This window comes from Streptomyces sp. NRRL S-1022 (assembly GCF_000720135.1).
Lineage (GTDB): Bacteria > Actinomycetota > Actinomycetes > Streptomycetales > Streptomycetaceae > Streptomyces.
This window is the reverse complement of sequence record NZ_JOIU01000008.1, coordinates 150,959-167,351: the sequence shown is the minus strand read 5'-3', so window position 1 is coordinate 167,351 and position 16,393 is coordinate 150,959. Positions and strand designations below refer to the sequence as shown.

12 protein-coding genes are annotated in these 16,393 nt (G+C 72.7%); 9 read left to right on the top strand and 3 right to left on the bottom strand.

Annotated elements, in window-relative coordinates:
* Positions 1–35 precede the first annotated feature (35 nt).
* A complete protein-coding gene (locus IG05_RS0111215; protein ID WP_030341568.1) occupies positions 36–1,670 on the bottom strand; it encodes a penicillin-binding transpeptidase domain-containing protein in 1,635 nt (544 codons plus the stop codon).
* A gap of 439 nt (positions 1,671–2,109) precedes the next feature.
* Positions 2,110–3,867, bottom strand: a complete 1,758-nt coding sequence (locus tag IG05_RS0111210) for a dolichyl-phosphate-mannose--protein mannosyltransferase (protein WP_030341566.1) — start codon at positions 3,865–3,867, stop codon at positions 2,110–2,112.
* A 138-nt stretch (positions 3,868–4,005) separates the two neighbouring features.
* Between IG05_RS0111210 and rsmI the strand changes: the two genes are divergently transcribed.
* The 6 genes from rsmI (at position 4,006) to IG05_RS0111180 (ending at position 9,798) form a co-directional block, all read left to right on the top strand.
* On the top strand, positions 4,006–4,857 hold the full coding sequence (gene rsmI / locus IG05_RS0111205; RefSeq protein WP_030341564.1) for a 16S rRNA (cytidine(1402)-2'-O)-methyltransferase: 852 nt from the start codon (positions 4,006–4,008) through the stop codon (positions 4,855–4,857).
* Between the two features lie 236 nt (positions 4,858–5,093).
* Positions 5,094–5,498, top strand: coding sequence for a hypothetical protein (locus tag IG05_RS0111200; protein ID WP_030341562.1), 405 nt, complete (start codon positions 5,094–5,096; stop codon positions 5,496–5,498).
* 47 nt (positions 5,499–5,545) lie between these two features.
* Positions 5,546–6,496 (top strand): TatD family hydrolase, encoded by a 951-nt coding sequence (locus IG05_RS0111195; RefSeq protein ID WP_030341560.1) that lies wholly within the window; start codon positions 5,546–5,548, stop codon positions 6,494–6,496.
* A 115-nt stretch (positions 6,497–6,611) separates the two neighbouring features.
* A complete protein-coding gene (locus IG05_RS0111190; RefSeq protein WP_030341558.1) occupies positions 6,612–7,985 on the top strand; it encodes a ubiquitin-like domain-containing protein in 1,374 nt (457 codons plus the stop codon).
* Between the two features lie 53 nt (positions 7,986–8,038).
* Positions 8,039–8,908, top strand: coding sequence for a 16S rRNA (adenine(1518)-N(6)/adenine(1519)-N(6))-dimethyltransferase RsmA (gene rsmA / locus IG05_RS0111185; protein WP_030341557.1), 870 nt, complete (start codon positions 8,039–8,041; stop codon positions 8,906–8,908).
* Positions 8,905–9,798, top strand: a complete 894-nt coding sequence (locus IG05_RS0111180) for a 4-(cytidine 5'-diphospho)-2-C-methyl-D-erythritol kinase (RefSeq protein ID WP_030341556.1) — start codon at positions 8,905–8,907, stop codon at positions 9,796–9,798. The genes rsmA and IG05_RS0111180 overlap by 4 nt, the downstream gene beginning before the upstream one ends.
* A gap of 12 nt (positions 9,799–9,810) precedes the next feature.
* Here the strand turns inward: IG05_RS0111180 and IG05_RS0111175 are convergent, their stop codons facing one another.
* Positions 9,811–10,428, bottom strand: coding sequence for a Uma2 family endonuclease (locus IG05_RS0111175; RefSeq protein WP_030341554.1), 618 nt, complete (start codon positions 10,426–10,428; stop codon positions 9,811–9,813).
* A 182-nt stretch (positions 10,429–10,610) separates the two neighbouring features.
* Between IG05_RS0111175 and IG05_RS0111170 the strand changes: the two genes are divergently transcribed.
* The 3 genes from IG05_RS0111170 to IG05_RS0111160 all read left to right on the top strand — a co-directional run bounded on the left by IG05_RS0111170 (position 10,611) and on the right by IG05_RS0111160 (position 16,324).
* Positions 10,611–12,419, top strand: a complete 1,809-nt coding sequence (locus IG05_RS0111170) for an ABC-F family ATP-binding cassette domain-containing protein (RefSeq protein ID WP_030341552.1) — start codon at positions 10,611–10,613, stop codon at positions 12,417–12,419.
* A gap of 244 nt (positions 12,420–12,663) precedes the next feature.
* On the top strand, positions 12,664–14,475 hold the full coding sequence (locus IG05_RS0111165; RefSeq protein WP_030341550.1) for a PQQ-binding-like beta-propeller repeat protein: 1,812 nt from the start codon (positions 12,664–12,666) through the stop codon (positions 14,473–14,475).
* Positions 14,476–14,548: 73 nt separating this feature from the next.
* Positions 14,549–16,324 carry a PQQ-binding-like beta-propeller repeat protein gene (locus IG05_RS0111160; protein WP_030341548.1) on the top strand — a complete coding sequence of 592 codons (1,776 nt, stop codon included), beginning with the start codon at positions 14,549–14,551 and terminating at the stop codon, positions 16,322–16,324.
* The last annotated feature ends 69 nt before the right edge of the window (positions 16,325–16,393 follow it).

Genomic DNA, 16,393 nt, shown 5'->3' with positions numbered 1-16,393 from the left:
CATTCACCTTAAAGTCCCCGTCTCCACGGGTGATCTCAGCCCGCGTTCCGTAGCACGCTTGCGACAATCGGCCCGGCCGCGTCGACGCCGTGACCGCCGTCCTGGACCATGGCCGCCGCCGCCACGTCGTCCCGGTAGCCGGTGAACCAGCTGTCCGACCTGGCCTCCCCGTCGACCTCGGCCGACCCGGTCTTCGCGCCGACGTCGCCGCGCAGTCCGGCCATCACGCCCGCCGCGGTGCCACTGCGCGCGGTGCGGTTCATCAGGGCGCGCAGCTGCTGGGCCGTGCCCGGGGAGAGCCCGCGCGCGCGTGCCGGTTCCCGGTCGTCCAGCTTCAGCGGCACGATCAGGGGCTGGTGGAAGGCGCCGGTCTTCGCGGTCGCCGTGACGGAGGCCATGTTCAGCGGGCTCATCTGCACCTGGCCCTGGCCGATCAGGTTGGCCGCGGTGTCCGGGCCGCCCGAGGCGGGCACCCGGCCGTCGAACGTCGGTACGCCGGCCTGCCAGTCGTTGCGCCCGAGCCCGAAGCGCTCCTCGGCCTCCCGGGTGAGGGAGTCGACCTTCACCTCGTCCGCGAACTTCACGAACGCCGTGTTGCAGGAGCGGGCGAAGCTGTCGGCGAGGGTGGCGTGCTCGTCCGGCGCCAGGCCCTTGAGGTTCTGGAAGGTCTGGCTCTGCCAGACGGCCGACGGCGGGCAGGGCGCCGGTCCGTTCGCCTTGGTCAGGCCGTTGTCGATGAGGGTCGCCGCGCTGATGATCTTCATGGTGGAACCGGGGGCGCGCTCACCGAGGAGGGCCGCGTCGAAGCCGTCGTTGCGGTTGTTGGCGACGGCCAGGATCTCGCCGGTGCTCGGCTTGACGGCCACGACGGAGGAGTCGGGGTACTTCTCCACGGCCTTCTCGGCCGCCGCCTGGGCGCTCGCGCTGAGCGTCGTCGGGAGCCTGCCGGGCTTGCCCTTGGCGAGGGTCGCCAGCGGGGTGTCCGCGGCCTGGCTGCCGTCGGCGGCCGCCTGATGGCGGATCACCAGTTCCACGCCGGGCCGGCCGCCGGTCTTGTCGCCGTACCGCTTGCGCAGTTCGTCCAGGATCGGGCCGAGGGACGGGTACTTCACCCGGGTGAGCACCCTGCCGTCGCGGTCCACGGGCTCGATCTCGGGGGCGGCCGACTCGCCGGTCGTGAGCGTGTCCCCCTTGCGCAGGCGCGGGTGGACCACGGAGGGCTGCCAGTCGACCAGCGCGCGGTGCGAGGTCTCGCCGCGGACGACGGTCAGCGTGCTGCGGTACGACAGCGGGCGGGACGCGCCGTGGTAAGACACCGTCGCCCGCACGGTGAACGGCACGGTGTCCCCGGTGGCCGGGCCGGGCGTGATCCGCACCTTCCCGATGTGCGCGTCACCCGAGTAGGCCGTCAGCAACTGCCGGGCCGACTCGGGGAAGTTCGTGTACGAGGCCGCGGTCGCCGCGTCGCCCTTCTGCCAGGCGGCGAAGAAGGCGCCGGTGGCCTCCTTCACCTCGGAACCGCTGGGCGGACCCGTTCGCACGGGCGCCGCGCCTCCCGGGCCGCCGTCGCCGTTCAGCGCGGACGCGACGTTGTAGAGCCCGTAACCGGCCCCGCCCAGCAGCGTGACGCACACTCCGGCTATGACGCCCGCTTTGACGCCCTTGCGCATGGCGCGGATCCCCCTCTGTCTCCAACCCGTTGAACACGTTCAAAAGTCGGTGTCCTGGAGCACTGTAAGCGGTTGTGTCGCCTGTGTGTGACCGGAGTTGCCTTTTGGTGTCCGAAAGGAGATGTTGCCTGGCCGGGACCGTCACGAGACGAACGCCGACAGCCCGGCACACGTGCGCGCGTAGGCCACGCCCCGCTGGACCCAGGTGCCCAGCCACATCCGCGACCGCCGCGTGTCGACCGGGATGAGCGGCGCCGCCCAACGGTAGGAGGCCGTGCCGGTAAGTCGCTTGAGGACTGGCGACTGTGCCGAGCCGCCTGGGCTGGGCCGTCTCCGGGCCGTCAGACGGCGGCCGGCGGCGGCCTGGGGCGACCAGCGACGACCGGCAACGACCACGAGGGCGCGGCCACCGGGCCGCGCCCTCGTGCTGTCCGCGCAGCTACACCCAGGTGTCCAGCCACATTCGCGACCGCCAGCTGTCGATCGGGATGGCCTGGCCCGTGTAGAGGGGCCAGAAGTAGATGAAGTTCCAGGTGATCAGCAGGACCAGGACGCCCGCTGCCGAGGCGCCGATCACGCGGCGGGTGTCGGTGGAGCCCGGCGGGCCGATGATCGCGCCGATCATCATCGCCACCGCCAGGCACAGGAACGGCAGGAAGACGACCGCGTAGAAGAGGAAGATCGTCCGCTCCTGGTACAGGAACCAGGGCAGATATCCCGCCGCGATGCCGCAGGCGATGGCGCCGGCCCGCCAGTCGCGACGGAAGGCCCAGCGCCACAGGACGTACAGGATCGCGAAGCAGGCCGCCCACCACAGCAGCGGCGTGCCGATCGCCAGCACCTCCCGGGCGCACTTCTCGCCCGCGTCCGCCGGGCAGCCGTCGGCGCCGGGGGAGGGCGACTCGTAGAAGTACGACACCGGGCGGCCGAGCACGATCCAGCTCCACGGGTTGGACTGGTACGTGTGCGGCTGGTCGAGGTGGACGTGGAACTTGTACACCTCGTGCTCGTAGTGCCACAGGCTGCGCAGCCAGTCCGGCAGGAACGCCCAGGTGCCGCCCTTGCCGTCGGTGGCCGCCCAGGTGCGGTAGTAGCCGCCCCTGCCATTGGTGGGGGAGAGGATCCAGCCCGTCCAGGAGGCCACGTAGACCACCAGCGCCACCGGAACCGTCGCCACGAAGGCGAGCCCGGTGTCGTACTTGAGGGCCGCGGCGTACGGGTGGCGGGCGCCGGCCACCTTGCGCGTGCCGACGTCCCACAGGACCGTCATCACACAGAACGCGGCCAGGACGTACAGGCCGTTCCACTTCGTGCCCGCGGCCAGGCCCAGCATCACCCCGGCCGTCCAGCGCCACGGGCGCCACCCGAACCGGAAGGCGTCGGCGACCCGCGCGTCCGGCCGTACCCGCCCGTCCGCCGCCACCGGCAGCGCCGCGGCGAGTCTCTCCCGCGCCCGGTCCCGGTCCACGACCAGGGAGCCGAACGCGGCCACCACGAAGAACATCAGCACGCCGTCGAGCAGCGAGGTCCGGCTCATCACGAAGTGCAGGCCGTCCACCGCCATGAGCGCGCCCGCCAGGCAGCCCAGGAACGTCGAACGGAACATCCGGCGGCCGATCCGGCACAGCAGCAGCACGCTCAGCGTGCCGAGCAGCGCCGTCATGAACCGCCAGCCGAACGGGTCGAAGCCGAAGAGCAGCTCGCCGAGCCCGATCACGTACTTGCCGACCGGGGGGTGCACCACGTACGCCGGGTCCGTCGGGAGGGCCAGGTGGCCTCCCTGCTGGAGCACCATGTCGTTGGCGTTCTTGCCGTACTGGTCCCAGCTGACCTCGAAACCGCGGTGGACGAGCGCCCACGCGTCCTTGGCGTAGTACGTCTCGTCGAATATCACCGCGCGGGGGCTGCCCAGGTTCCAGAACCGCATGACGCCCGCCATCAGCGTCACCAGCAGCGGCCCGCCCCAGCCCGACCAGCGGGTGAGCCGTTCGGCGAGGACCGGCGACACACCGAGCACCCGCCACAGCCGGGGGCTCGGCTCGGCGTACGGCGGCACCAGCCGGTCGCGTACGTCGCCCGAGGGCGCGTCCGCGGCCGGCGCGTACCCGAATCGGCGCAGCCGCTGCTGCCACGACGGCCGCTGGTCGTGCGGTGCCTGCCCCTGCCGGAGGTCCATGGAGGACGCGGTACTGGTCACCGCGCCATCGTAGGGAACCGGCCTGTGCGAGTCCCGTGCATGTGCGGTACCGGTCGGGACACGGTCTGCTTCCCCTTCCGTCTCCCCCCGGGTGCGGGCCCCCGGAACCGGCCCCGGAACTCCTGGGAGGATGGGGGCGTGACTGGAACCCTTGTCCTGGCAGGTACCCCCATCGGCGACATCGCGGACGCGCCGCCCCGGCTCGCCGAGGAGCTGGCCGGCGCCGACGTCGTCGCCGCCGAGGACACCCGGCGGCTGCGCCGGCTCACCCAGGCGCTCGGCGTCACCCCCAAGGGCCGCGTGCTGTCGTACTTCGAGGGCAACGAGTCCGCCCGTACGCCGGAACTGGTCCAGGAGCTGCTCGGCGGCGCGCGCGTGCTGCTGGTGACCGACGCCGGGATGCCGTCGGTCTCCGACCCGGGCTACCGGCTGGTCGCGGCGGCCGTCGAGCAGGACATCCGGGTCACCGCCGTGCCCGGGCCGTCCGCCGTGCTCACCGCGCTCGCCCTGTCCGGGCTGCCCGTCGACCGGTTCTGCTTCGAGGGCTTCCTGCCCCGCAAGGCCGGCGAACGGCTGTCCCGGCTGCGCGAGGTCGAGGGCGAGCGGCGCACCCTCGTCTACTTCGAGGCCCCGCACCGGCTCGACGACACCCTCGCCGCGATGGCCGAGGTCTTCGGCGCGGAGCGGCGGGCCGCCGTCTGCCGCGAGCTGACCAAGACATACGAGGAAGTGCGGCGCGGTCCGCTCGCCGAGCTGGCGCGGTGGGCCGCGGAGGGGGTGCGCGGGGAGATCACCGTCGTGGTCGAGGGCGCGCCCGAGCCCGGACCCGAGGAACTCGACGCCGCGGAACTGGTGCGCCGGGTACGGGTGCGCGAGGAGGCCGGCGAGCGCCGCAAGGAGGCCATCGCGGCGGTGGCGACGGAGGCCGGACTGCCGAAAAGAGTCGTGTTCGACGCCGTGGTCGCCGCCAAGAAGGCAGACCCGAGCTAGGGGCGCGCAAGGCCTCTGAGCAGGGCTCTTCTCGGGTGAGCGCGCGCCCCATGGACGGGCAAAGGGCTGGCGTCGATGGCAAAGCTCAGCCGTCTCGTTCGCGTCCCTTTGGCAAGCGATGTCCAAATCGCCTCCAACACTCGACAGGCCTGATGCGCTCGCCCCGGACGAGGCGTCCACTGGTCGATGGGACGCACCCGTCCATCAGGGACGCACCCGTGCATCAGGGAGCTGGCATGAGTGACATAGCAGGGCAGACCGGTCTCCGCGGTACGGCCACGGCCGTCGTTCACGAGTCGTATTCGTTCGCCTGCATGCGCTGCGGGCACGGCTGGGAGCAGTCGTACGAGATAGAGCACCACACGGACGCCGGGGGCCAGGAGTTCGTGCTGTACGTGGCCGACGGGCAGGTCGTGCCGTCGCCGCTCAGCCGGCCGTGCTGCCACAACTGCGACGGTCACATCGTGCGCATCATGCGCGCCGGCCAGGTCTCCTCCGTGCGCGGCGCGGCCGGCCGGCCGGAGCACCGGGAGCCGGCCGCGGGCCCGGCCGGGGCGCCGCAGGTGCCGGGGCCCGCCAGGGAGCCGCACCACTGGCACCTGTCCGACCTGCTGCACCCCTTCCAGCGCAGGGCGAGCTGAGCGGATCGCCGGCCGCCCGGGGCATGCCCCTTTCGTAGGATCGGGGCATGCCTTCGAACGCCGCCCACAGCTCCGCAGACGACGACAGGAAGGCGGCCCCGCCGCTTCCGGTACCGCTGCGGGTGCCCGTCGCCGACTCCCACACCCACCTCGACATGCAGTCCGGCACGGTCGAGGAGGGCCTGGCGAAGGCCGCCTCGGTGGGCGTCACGACCGTCGTGCAGGTCGGCTGCGACATCAAGGGCTCGCAGTGGGCCGCGGAGACCGCCGCCGCCCACCCGGGCGTGCACGCCGCCGTCGCCCTGCACCCCAACGAGGCCCCGCGCATCGTGCACGGCGACCCATTGGAAGGGGCGTCGCGAAGCGACTCCGGCAAGGGTGGTGGTGGGCGACGGGCGGGCTGGTCCCGGCAGGGCGCCCGTGCGGCGGGCGGCGACGCGGCCCTGGACGAGGCCCTCGCCGAGATCGACCGGCTCGCCGCGCTGCCGCAGGTCAAGGGCGTCGGCGAGACCGGTCTGGACTACTTCCGCACCGGTCCCGAGGGCAAGGCCGCCCAGGAGCGCTCCTTCCGCGCCCACATCGAGATCGCCAAGCGGCACGGCAAGGCGCTCGTCATCCACGACCGCGACGCCCACGCCGACGTCCTGCGGATCCTGAAGGAGGAGGGCGCCCCCGAGCGCACCGTCTTCCACTGCTACTCGGGTGACGCCGAGATGGCCGCGGTCTGCGCCCGCGAGGGCTACTTCATGTCCTTCGCCGGGAACGTCACCTTCAAGAACGCCGGGAACCTGCGCGACGCCCTCGCCGTAGCCCCGCTGGAACTGGTCCTCGTGGAGACCGACGCGCCCTTCCTGACCCCCGCGCCCTACCGCGGGCGGCCCAACGCCCCGTACCTCGTGCCGGTCACGGTCCGCGCGATGGCCGCCGTGCGCGGGACCGACGAGGACACCCTGGCGACCGCCCTGGGCGCGAACACCGCGCGCGCCTTCGATTACTGAGCGCTCGTTCGAGGCGCAACAGTGCGTAGTCGAGCCGCTTTGGAGAGTGACCGGCGCTCCGCTAGGTTCTGGGGGCCCGATCCGGACCCCTCTGGCCCCCCTGGAGCGTGTCGGCGTGAGCACGTCGCAGTACGAGACGTACGGCCCCTACGGCCGTGACGCCTCCGTCCACACCGCGGAGACCCTGCCGTACGGCCTGTCCGAGGACACCTACCGGCCCGCCTACGAGGCGGAGGCGTACGTCGTCCCGGAAGCGGTGCCGCCGGTGCCGCCGGTGCCACCGTTGCCACGGCAGCCGGCCGGCGCGCCCGGGACGGTGGTCCGCGCGCCGCTGCCGCCCGCCGGGATCGGCGGGCGGCCCGCGCGCCGGCACAGGGCGCGCTCCGCCGACCGCCCGGAGTCCGCCATGCGCCGTCTGCTGCCGCAGGCCCTGGTCGTGGTCTTCCTGGCCGGCGGCACCACCGCCTTCGTCGCCGAGGACAAGGCGGTCGAGCTGAGCGTCGACGGCCGGCAGCGCACCCTGCACACCTTCGCCGACGACGTGCGCGAGCTCCTCACCGAGGAGGGGGTGCGCGTCGGGGCGCACGACATGCTCGCGCCCGCCCCCGGTACCGCGCTCACCAGCGGCGACGAGGTCGCGGTGCGGTACGGCCGTCCCGTCCGGCTCACCCTGGACGGCCGGCGGCGCGAGGTGTGGACGACGGCGCACACGGTGGAGGGCGCGCTGGACCAGCTCGGCGTGCGGGCCGAGGGCGCGTACCTGTCGACCTCGCGCTCCCAGCCCATCGGGCGCGCCGGGCTCGCGCTCGACGTGCGCACCGAGCGCGCGGTCACGGTCCTCGCCGACGGCCGCACCCGCACCGTCCGCACCAACGCGGCGACCGTCCGCGAGGCGGTCGAGGAGGCCGGGATCACCCTGCGCGGCCAGGACACCACCTCCGTCCCGCTCGACAGCTTCCCGCGGGACGGGCAGACGGTGACCGTGCTGCGGGTGACCGGCTCCCGGGAGGTCCGCGAGGAGCAGATCCCGTTCCAGGTCCGGCGGACCGAGGACCCCTCGCTGTTCAAGGGCACCGAGGTCGTCGCCCAGCCCGGGCAGCCCGGACTCCGGCGCACCACCTACCTGCTGCGCAGCGTCAACGGCGTCCGGCAGAAGCCGCGCCTGGAGCGGACCGAGGTGGTGCGCACGCCCCGCACGCAGGTGGTGAGGGTCGGCACCAGACCGCGGCCCACCGTCGTGGACGGCGCCGAGGACCTGAACTGGCGCGCGCTCGCCGCCTGCGAGTCCGGCGGGCGTACGCACGCGGTCGACCCCTCCGGCACCTACGGCGGCCTCTACCAGTTCGACAACCGCACCTGGCACGCCCTCGGCGGCAAGGGCCGCCCCCAGGACGCCTCCGCGGAGGAGCAGACCTACCGCGCGAAGAAGCTGTACATCCACCGGGGGACGAGCCCGTGGCCGCATTGCGGGGGGCTCCTGCACAAGTGACCTCCGGGGCCACCTGGCGAGCCGGGCCCCCGGGCCCCCGTACCCTTGTCCCCGTGAGCAGCCCCACCCCCGACGCCCTCCTCGGTCCGGCCGACATCCGCGAGCTCGCGGCAGCGCTCGGTGTGCGTCCCACGAAGCAGCGCGGCCAGAACTTCGTGATCGACGCCAACACGGTCCGCCGTATCGTGCGCACCGCCGACGTCCGCCCCGACGACGTGGTCGTGGAGGTCGGCCCGGGACTCGGCTCGCTCACCCTCGCGCTGCTGGAGGTCGCCGACCGGGTCACCGCCGTCGAGATCGACGACGTCCTGGCCGGCGCGCTGCCCGCGACCATCGCCGCCCGCATGCCCGATCGCGCCGACCGGTTCGCGCTGGTCCACTCCGACGCCATGCACGTCGCCGGACTGCCCGGCCCCGCCCCGACGGCCCTGGTGGCGAACCTGCCGTACAACGTCGCGGTGCCCGTGCTGCTGCACATGCTCGACACCTTCCCGAGCATCGAGCGCACCCTCGTCATGGTGCAGTCCGAGGTCGCCGACCGGCTCGCCGCCGCGCCCGGCAACAAGGTGTACGGCGTGCCGTCGGTGAAGGCCAACTGGTACGCCGAGGTGAAGCGGGCCGGTGCCATCGGCCGCAGCGTCTTCTGGCCGGCGCCGAACGTCGACAGCGGCCTGGTGTCCCTGGTGCGGCGGACCGAGCCGGTCAAGACCACCGCCTCCAAGGCCCAGGTCTTCGCCGTCGTCGACGCGGCCTTCGCGCAGCGCCGCAAAACCCTGCGGGCCGCGCTCGCCGGCTGGGCCGGATCCGCCGCCGCCGCCGAGGCCGCCCTGGTCGCGGCCGGGGTCTCGCCGCAGGCGCGCGGCGAGTCGCTGACGGTGGAGGAGTTCGCGCGGATCGCCGAGCACAAGGGGGCGGGCGCGTGAGCGTCACGGTCCGGGTCCCGGCCAAGGTCAACGTCCAGCTCGCGGTCGGCGCCGCCCGCCCCGACGGCTTCCACGACCTCGCCAACGTCTTCCTCGCCGTCGGCCTGTACGACGAGGTCACGGTGACCCCCGCGGACGAACTCCGGATCACCTGCGAGGGCCCGGACGCCGCCCAGGTCCCGCTGGACCGGACGAACCTCGCCGCGCGCGCCGCGATCGCGCTCGCCGCGCGCCGGGGCATCGCACCGGACGTCCACGTCCACATCGCCAAGGACATCCCGGTCGCCGGAGGCATGGCGGGCGGCAGCGCGGACGGCGCGGGCGCGCTGCTCGCCTGCGACCGGCTGTGGGGCACGGGCGCCTCGCGCGCCGAGCTGCTGGCGATCTGCGCCGAGCTGGGCAGCGACGTGCCGTTCAGCCTGGTCGGCGGGGCGGCCCTCGGGGTCGGGCGCGGTGAGCGGCTGACCGCCCTGGAGGTCGGCGGCACCTTCCACTGGGTGTTCGCGATGGCGGAGCGGGGCCTGTCCACGCCGGCGGTGTTCCGCGAGTTCGACCGGCTCGCCGAGGGACGGAAGATCCCGGAGCCGGTGGCTTCCGCGGAGCTGGTGGCGGCGCTGGCGAAGGGGGACGCCGAGGCGCTGGCCGCGGCCGTCTCCAACGACCTCCAGCCGGCCGCGCTGTCCCTCTTCCCGGAGCTGGCGGACACGCTGGCGGCGGGCCGCGGGGCGGGTGCTCTGGCCGCGCTGGTCTCGGGATCCGGTCCTACGACGGCATTCCTCACGCGGGACGCGGAGTCGGCGGAGAAGGTCGCCGGGGCCCTGCGGACGTCCGGGACGTGCAGGGCGGTGCGGACCGCGGTGGGGGCGGTGGCGGGGGCGAGGGTGGTCTGAGGGGCGGGCGGCTCAGAGGGAGTCGATCTCCGTCAGGTCGATGTCGATGTCGAACGGGACAGACAGCTTCAGCCGGTCGTGGTGGATGCCGGTGACGGTGTAGCTCTTGGTCACCGGATCACGCTCGTACACGTAGACGACCGGCCGCTCGTCCTCTCCCACCATCTCCACCAGCCAGAAGTGATCGATCCCCGCAGCTGCGTACTTGCGCGGTTTGGTGTCACGGTCGCGGGACTCCGAATCCGGCGAGACCACCTCAACGGCGAGGACTACATCGGCGGCTCGGAACGAGGTCTGGCTGCGGCTGGCGACCGCCTCTGAGCGGAGCACGGAGACGTCCGGCTCGGGCCCGTTTTTGCGGTCGATGACAACGGTCATCTCGCGGCGGACCTTGAACTCCGTAGGCACTGTACGGCGGAGGCCACTCACCAGCAGGTCGATGACAATGCTGTGGAAATCCCGCTGCGGGCTCACGAAGACCAGGCTCCCGTCGATCAACTCGGTGTGCGGCGGGAGGCCGGGCAGGGTGAACAGGTCGTCCACCGTCCAGCCGTCCGCCGGAGGCACCGGCCACCGCGAGGACGGCTCGTCGTCGGGCGCGGCGGCCTCGGAGATCGGCTCGGCGGTCATGGTTCCTCCCATGGACGGGATCCTGCGGCCTGCCATCCCACCGTAGCGGCCCTTTCCCGATCACGTCATCACAAAGAGTGACAACCCCCTCGCGCCCCGCCCTCACCCCCGCAGGCCCTACGCTAGAAGGTCGACCCCGCGGCGGAGCCGCACTCGGACACAGCCCCGCGCACAGGAGTGAAATGGCCGTCAACCTGGTCAATGTCGAGAACGTCAGCAAGGTGTACGGCACCCGTGCCCTGCTGGACGGCGTCTCGCTCGGTGTGTCGGAAGGGGACCGGATCGGGGTCGTCGGGCGCAACGGCGACGGCAAGACCACCCTCATCCGGATGCTCGCCAAGCTGGAGGAGGCCGACACCGGCCGGGTCACGCACTCCGGCGGGCTGCGGACCGGCGTGCTCACCCAGCACGACTCCCTCGACCCCGCCGCCACCGTCCGCCACGAGGTCATCGGCGACATGGCCGACCACGAGTGGGCCGGCAACGCCAAGGTCAGGGACGTCCTGACCGGCCTGTTCGGCGGGCTGGACCTGCCGGGCTTCCCGAAGGGCCTGGACACCGTCATCGGACCGCTCTCCGGTGGCGAGCGGCGCCGGATCGCGCTCGCCAAGCTGCTCATCGAGGAGCAGGACCTGGTCGTCCTGGACGAGCCCACCAACCACCTCGACGTCGAGGGCATCGCCTGGCTCGCCGACCACCTGCGCAACCGGCGCTCGGCACTGGTCTGCGTCACCCACGACCGGTGGTTCCTGGACCAGGTCTGCACCCGCATGTGGGACGTGCAGCGCGGCGACGTGTACGAGTACGAGGGCGGCTACTCCGACTACGTCTTCGCCCGTGCCGAGCGCGAGCGGATCGCCGCGACCGAGGAGGCCAAGCGGCAGAACCTCATCCGCAAGGAGCTGGCGTGGCTGCGGCGGGGCGCTCCCGCCCGCACCTCCAAGCCGCGCTTCCGCGTGGAGGCCGCCAACGAGCTGATCGCGGACGTGCCGCCGCCCCGGGACAGCAGCGAGCTGATGAAGTTCGCCTCCTCCCGGCTCGGCAGGACCGTCTTCGACCTGGAGGACGTCACCGTGCAGGCCGGGCCGAAGGTGCTGCTCAAGCACGTCACCTGGCAGCTCGGCCCCGGTGACCGGATCGGCCTCGTCGGCGTGAACGGCGCCGGCAAGACCTCGCTGCTGCGGGCCATGGCCGACGCGGCGCGCAGCGAGGGCGAGACCCAGCCCGCCGGCGGGCGCATCGCCGTCGGCCGGACCGTCAAGCTCGCCTACCTCTCCCAGGAGGTCGCCGAACTCGACCCCACGTGGCGGGTGCTGGAGGCCGTGCAGAAGGTCCGTGAGCGCGTCGACCTCGGCAAGGGACGCGAGATGACCGCCGGGCAGCTGTGCGAGACGTTCGGCTTCGGCAAGGAGAAGCAGTGGACGCCGGTCGGGGACCTGTCCGGCGGTGAGCGGCGCCGGCTGCAGCTGCTGCGCCTGCTCATGGACGAGCCGAACGTCCTCTTCCTGGACGAGCCCACCAACGACCTCGACATCGAGACCCTCACCCAGCTGGAGGACGTCCTCGACGGCTGGCCCGGCTCGATGATCGTCATCTCCCACGACCGGTTCTTCGTGGAGCGCACCACCGACCGGGTCTTCGCCCTGCTCGGCGACGGCACCCTGCGGATGCTGCCGCGCGGCATCGACGAGTACCTGGAGCGGCGGCAGCGGATGGAGGAGGCGGTCGCCGCGCAGACCGCCGCCGCGGCGCCCAAGCCGGCCACCGCGGAGAAGAGCGCCGCCGACCAGCGGGCCGCGAAGAAGGAACTCCAGAAGATCGAGCGCCAGTTGGACAAGATCTCCGAGAAGGAGTCCGGGCTGCACGCGCAGATCGCCGACAACGCCACCGACTTCGCGAAGGTCGCCGAACTCGACGCCCGGCTGCGGGACCTGGCCGGAGAGCGCGAGGAACTGGAGCTGCGCTGGCTGGAACTGGCGGAGGACGCCTGACCCCGCACGCGTTCCGCCACCGCGCACGAAGGGGGCGCGCGCGCCGCGTGAAGGGGGCGTGAAGGCGCATAACAACGGCATCACGGGCCGGTCCGCCCTTGGAAACAGGGGAGGACGCGGCCCCGTGTGCTGTCTGCGCCGGGTGATAGAAAGAGCCGTCTGAGAACTGTCTGTAAGCGACCTTGGGGCCGTCACGAACCTCGGGGCGTGGCTAAAAATCAGTGAACGAGGGGGAAGAGCGCTGATGACTCAGCCGCCCGACCAGCCGCCGCAGGGCGGGTTCGGACCGCCGCAGGACCAGCCGCCGCAGGGCGGTGGTTTCGGCCCCGCTCCGCAGCCGCCGCAGGGCGGTTTCGGTGCCGCTCCACAGAACCCGCCGGCGCAGGGCGCCTTCGGCGCGCCCCCGCCCCCGCAGCCGCCCGCGGGTCCCCCGCAGCAGCCCCAGCCCGGTTACGGCTATCCCCAACAGCCCCCGCAGCCCGGCCCGTACGGCGCCGCCCCGGGCCCCTACGGCTACCCGCAGCAACCCCCGCAGCCGCAGGGTCCGTACGGTGCCCCGCAGCCCGGCTACGGCCACCCGCAGCAGCCGCCGTACCCGGGCATGCCCGGCGCCGCGCCCGGCGGCCCCGCCGCCGGCAAGCCCGCCTCCCGCAAGAAGACGGCGCTGATCGTCGGCGGTGCGGTGGCCGCGCTGCTGGCCGTCGGCGGCACGGTGTTCGCGGTCACCGGCGACGGCGGCGACGGCGGCAGGAAGAAGCCGGTCGCCCGGCAGAGCGACGATCCGAAGCACTCCGCCACCGCCTCGCCGACCGCCTCCGCCGGCGACGATCCGGAGAATCTCAACGAGGGCCGCGGGGCCGGTGACGCGAAGGTGCTCTGGTACAAGCCGGCGCCCGACGCCCCGGCCTCCGGCGCCGACGCGCCCGGCATGTGGTTCAGCGGCGACACGGCGGTGAAGGCCGCGTACAAGCAGGTCTTCGCGTTCGACGCCGCCGACGGCGGCACCGCCTGGGGACCCGTCGACTTCCCGCAGAAGATCTGCGCGGCCACCCCGCAGAAGTCCGCCGACGACAAGATCGTCGTGGCGTACCTGAACGGCGGCGGCGACCGCGCCAAGTGCAACCAGCTCCAGCAGCTGGACCTGCGCACCGGCGAGAAGGGCTGGAGCGCACAGGTCGCCGACGGCGGACTGTTCGACAGCGCGCTCAACGTCGAACTGACGGTGAGCGGCAAGACGTTGGTGGTGGGCCGTTCGCAGTCGGGCACGGCGTACGACATCGGCACCGGCAAGAAGCTGTACGACAAGAAGAGGTACGGCGCGGCCTGCTTCCCGGCCGCCTACGCGGGCGGCACCGGCCGGCTGATCCAGGTCGCCTCCTGCGGCGCCGGCACCGCCAAGGAGCACGAGGAGATCCAGGAACTCGACCCGGCCACCGGCAAGGTGCGCTGGACCCAGCCCGTGAAGAAGGGCTGGGAGGTGACCCGGACGTACTCGGTCGACCCGCTCGTGGTCTACCTGACCAACCGCGACAAGAAGGCCTGGAACATCTCCACCTTCACCAAGAGCGGCAAGTTCCGCTCCGAGGTCAAGGTGGACGAGAAGTTCTCCCCCCGCTGCGGCTGGGCCGTGCTGGAGCGCGAGTTGCAGGGCTGCCAGGGTGTCGTGGTCGACGCGGACATGCTCTACCTGCCGACCGACGCCACCGGCAGCGCCAACGAGATCGTCGCCATCAGCCTCGCCGACGGCAAGGCCAAGTGGCGGGTGAAGTCCCCGGGCGACCGGCCGATGTCACCGGTGAAGACCGAGGGCGGCAAGCTCGTCGCGTACGTGCAGCCGTCGTACGACACCGGCGGCCAGGTCGTGTCGGTCCCGGTCACCGGCTCCTCCCACGCGGCGACCAGGCTGCTGCAGAACCCGCCGGGCGCCGCGGAGGCCGAGAACACCTTCTACGACGGCGTCGTCGACTGGACCGGCGGGCGGCTCTTCGTATCCGCGGGCCGGCTGTCCGGCGACGACGACGCGAAGGAGAAGCTCATGATGGCCTTCGGCAACTGAGCCGGCCGCAGCCCGCCCCTGCCCGAGTCCCCGCCGCCGTACGGCCTTCCCGCGTCATCGAGGTATCCGCGTCATGACCCAGCCGCCCCCGCCGAACCAACCGCCCCCGCCCCCGCCGAACCAGCCGCCGGCGAACCAGCCGCCGCAGCCGCCGCAGCCGGGCTACGGCTACCCGCCGGCCGCGCCCCCGCAGCCACCGGCCCAGCCCCCGCAGCCCGGATACGGCCACCCCGGCGCGCAGCACAACCCGTACGCCCAGCAGCCCCCCGGCTACGGCGCCGCCCAGCCGCACAACCCCTACGCCCAGCCCCCGCAGCCGATGCACGGCGCGCAGCCCGGGTACGGCTACCCGGGCCAGCCGCCGACCGCGCCGATGCAGCCCCAGCCCGCGGCGGGCGGCGGCCGGAACAACACCGCGCTGCTCATCGTCGTCGCGGCGGTCGTCGCCATCGCGCTGATCGTCGGCGGCGGCATCTGGTACGCCAAGTCCTCCGGCAACGACGACCCGCAGCACGCCACCGCCTCCTCCGGCGGCGGCACCGGCGGCTCGCAGGGCAAGGGCTCCGGCGGCACGACCGGCGGGGGCGGCAAGGAGAAGGTGCCGTCCGACCCGGCCGGCAAGGTCCTCTTCGAGGAGCCGCTGCCCAAGGCGGACGACACGGTCAGCACCATGGGCTCCTGGCTGACGGACACGGTGTACGCCAAGAGCGGCATCGCGGAGATCGTCGGCTACGACCCGGCCAAGGGCACCAAGCTGTGGACGCTCAAGCTGCCCGGCCCGGTCTGCGCGGCCAGCGGCCATGTCGACGAGGACGGCCGCACGGCGGTCGCCTTCCAGCCCAAGATGCCGGCGAAGGGCTCCACCGCGGGCTGCAGCCAGGTCTCCGCCGTCGACCTCACCTCCGGCAAGCAGCTGTGGACGAAGTCGATCAAGTCCGGTGACTACCCGGTCACCTTCTCGAACGTGACCGTCGCCCAGCACACCGTCGCCGTCGGCGGCGGTGACGGCGGCGCCGCCTTCGACATCGCGTCCGGCAAGACGCTGTGGCAGCCCAAGCCGGACGACACCTGCCACGACGAGGGGTACGGCGGCGGCACCCGGCTGGTCGCGGTGCGCAAGTGCGGCAACTACGACGAGCCGGAGCTGCACATCCAGACCGTCGACCCGGCCAGCGGGAAGGTGAACTCCGAGTACAAGATGCCCGACGGCATCGACTACGCCTCCATCGTCTCCACCGACCCGCTGGTGGTCGCCGCCGACGTCGGCCAGAGCGCGGGCGACGGCAGCGGCGTCTCGGACTACTTCTCCATCGACGGCAGGACCGGCGCGCTGCTCGCCCGCATCTCCGCACCCGGCGACACCTACGCGGGCCGCTGCGACGGCATCACCCGGGTCGAGGACTGCAAGCAGGTCGTGGCCGGCAACGGCAGGCTGTACCTGGCGACCGAGGCGCACGACGGCAAGGCCGAGTTCAGCAAGACCAACGAGATCGTCGCCTTCGACCTGAAGACCGGCAAGCCCACCGGCCAGCGCGCCGAGGCCGGCGACGGCTACACGTTCTCCCCGCTGCGCATCGACGGCGGCAGCCTCCTCGCCTACAAGGCGCCGCCGTACGACAAGGGCGGGCAGGTCGTCAGCATCGACGGCGGCTCGTTCAAGGCGGTGAAGCTGCTGGAGAACCCCGCCACGAAGGACGTACGGGACTCCGAGGCCAACCTGCTGCCGGAGTACGCGGAACTGCGCTTCGGCCAGGGCCGGCTGTACATGTCCGCCGTGTGGGCCAAGGAGCGGGGCATGTCGTCGTCCAGCAAGGAGTACCTCGTGATGGCGTTCGGCACGGGCGGCTGACGCCGCGGTCTCGCCCGAATGAGTGACTTGCCGAGAAGTGCCCCGGATTTCATCGATCCGGGGCACTTC

What these genes read in the sequence shown, in the direction of transcription:
- IG05_RS0111215 (WP_030341568.1), bottom strand. Translation starts at nt 1,670, where the DNA reads ATGCGCAAGGGCGTCAAAGCGGGCGTCATAGCCGGAGTGTGCGTCACG.
- IG05_RS0111200 (WP_030341562.1), top strand. Translation starts at nt 5,094, where the DNA reads ATGAGTGACATAGCAGGGCAGACCGGTCTCCGCGGTACGGCCACGGCC.
- IG05_RS0111195 (WP_030341560.1), top strand. Translation starts at nt 5,546, where the DNA reads ATGCCTTCGAACGCCGCCCACAGCTCCGCAGACGACGACAGGAAGGCG.
- IG05_RS0111175 (WP_030341554.1), bottom strand. Translation starts at nt 10,428, where the DNA reads ATGACCGCCGAGCCGATCTCCGAGGCCGCCGCGCCCGACGACGAGCCG.
- IG05_RS0111170 (WP_030341552.1), top strand. Translation starts at nt 10,611, where the DNA reads ATGGCCGTCAACCTGGTCAATGTCGAGAACGTCAGCAAGGTGTACGGC.
- IG05_RS0111165 (WP_030341550.1), top strand. Translation starts at nt 12,664, where the DNA reads ATGACTCAGCCGCCCGACCAGCCGCCGCAGGGCGGGTTCGGACCGCCG.
- IG05_RS0111160 (WP_030341548.1), top strand. Translation starts at nt 14,549, where the DNA reads ATGACCCAGCCGCCCCCGCCGAACCAACCGCCCCCGCCCCCGCCGAAC.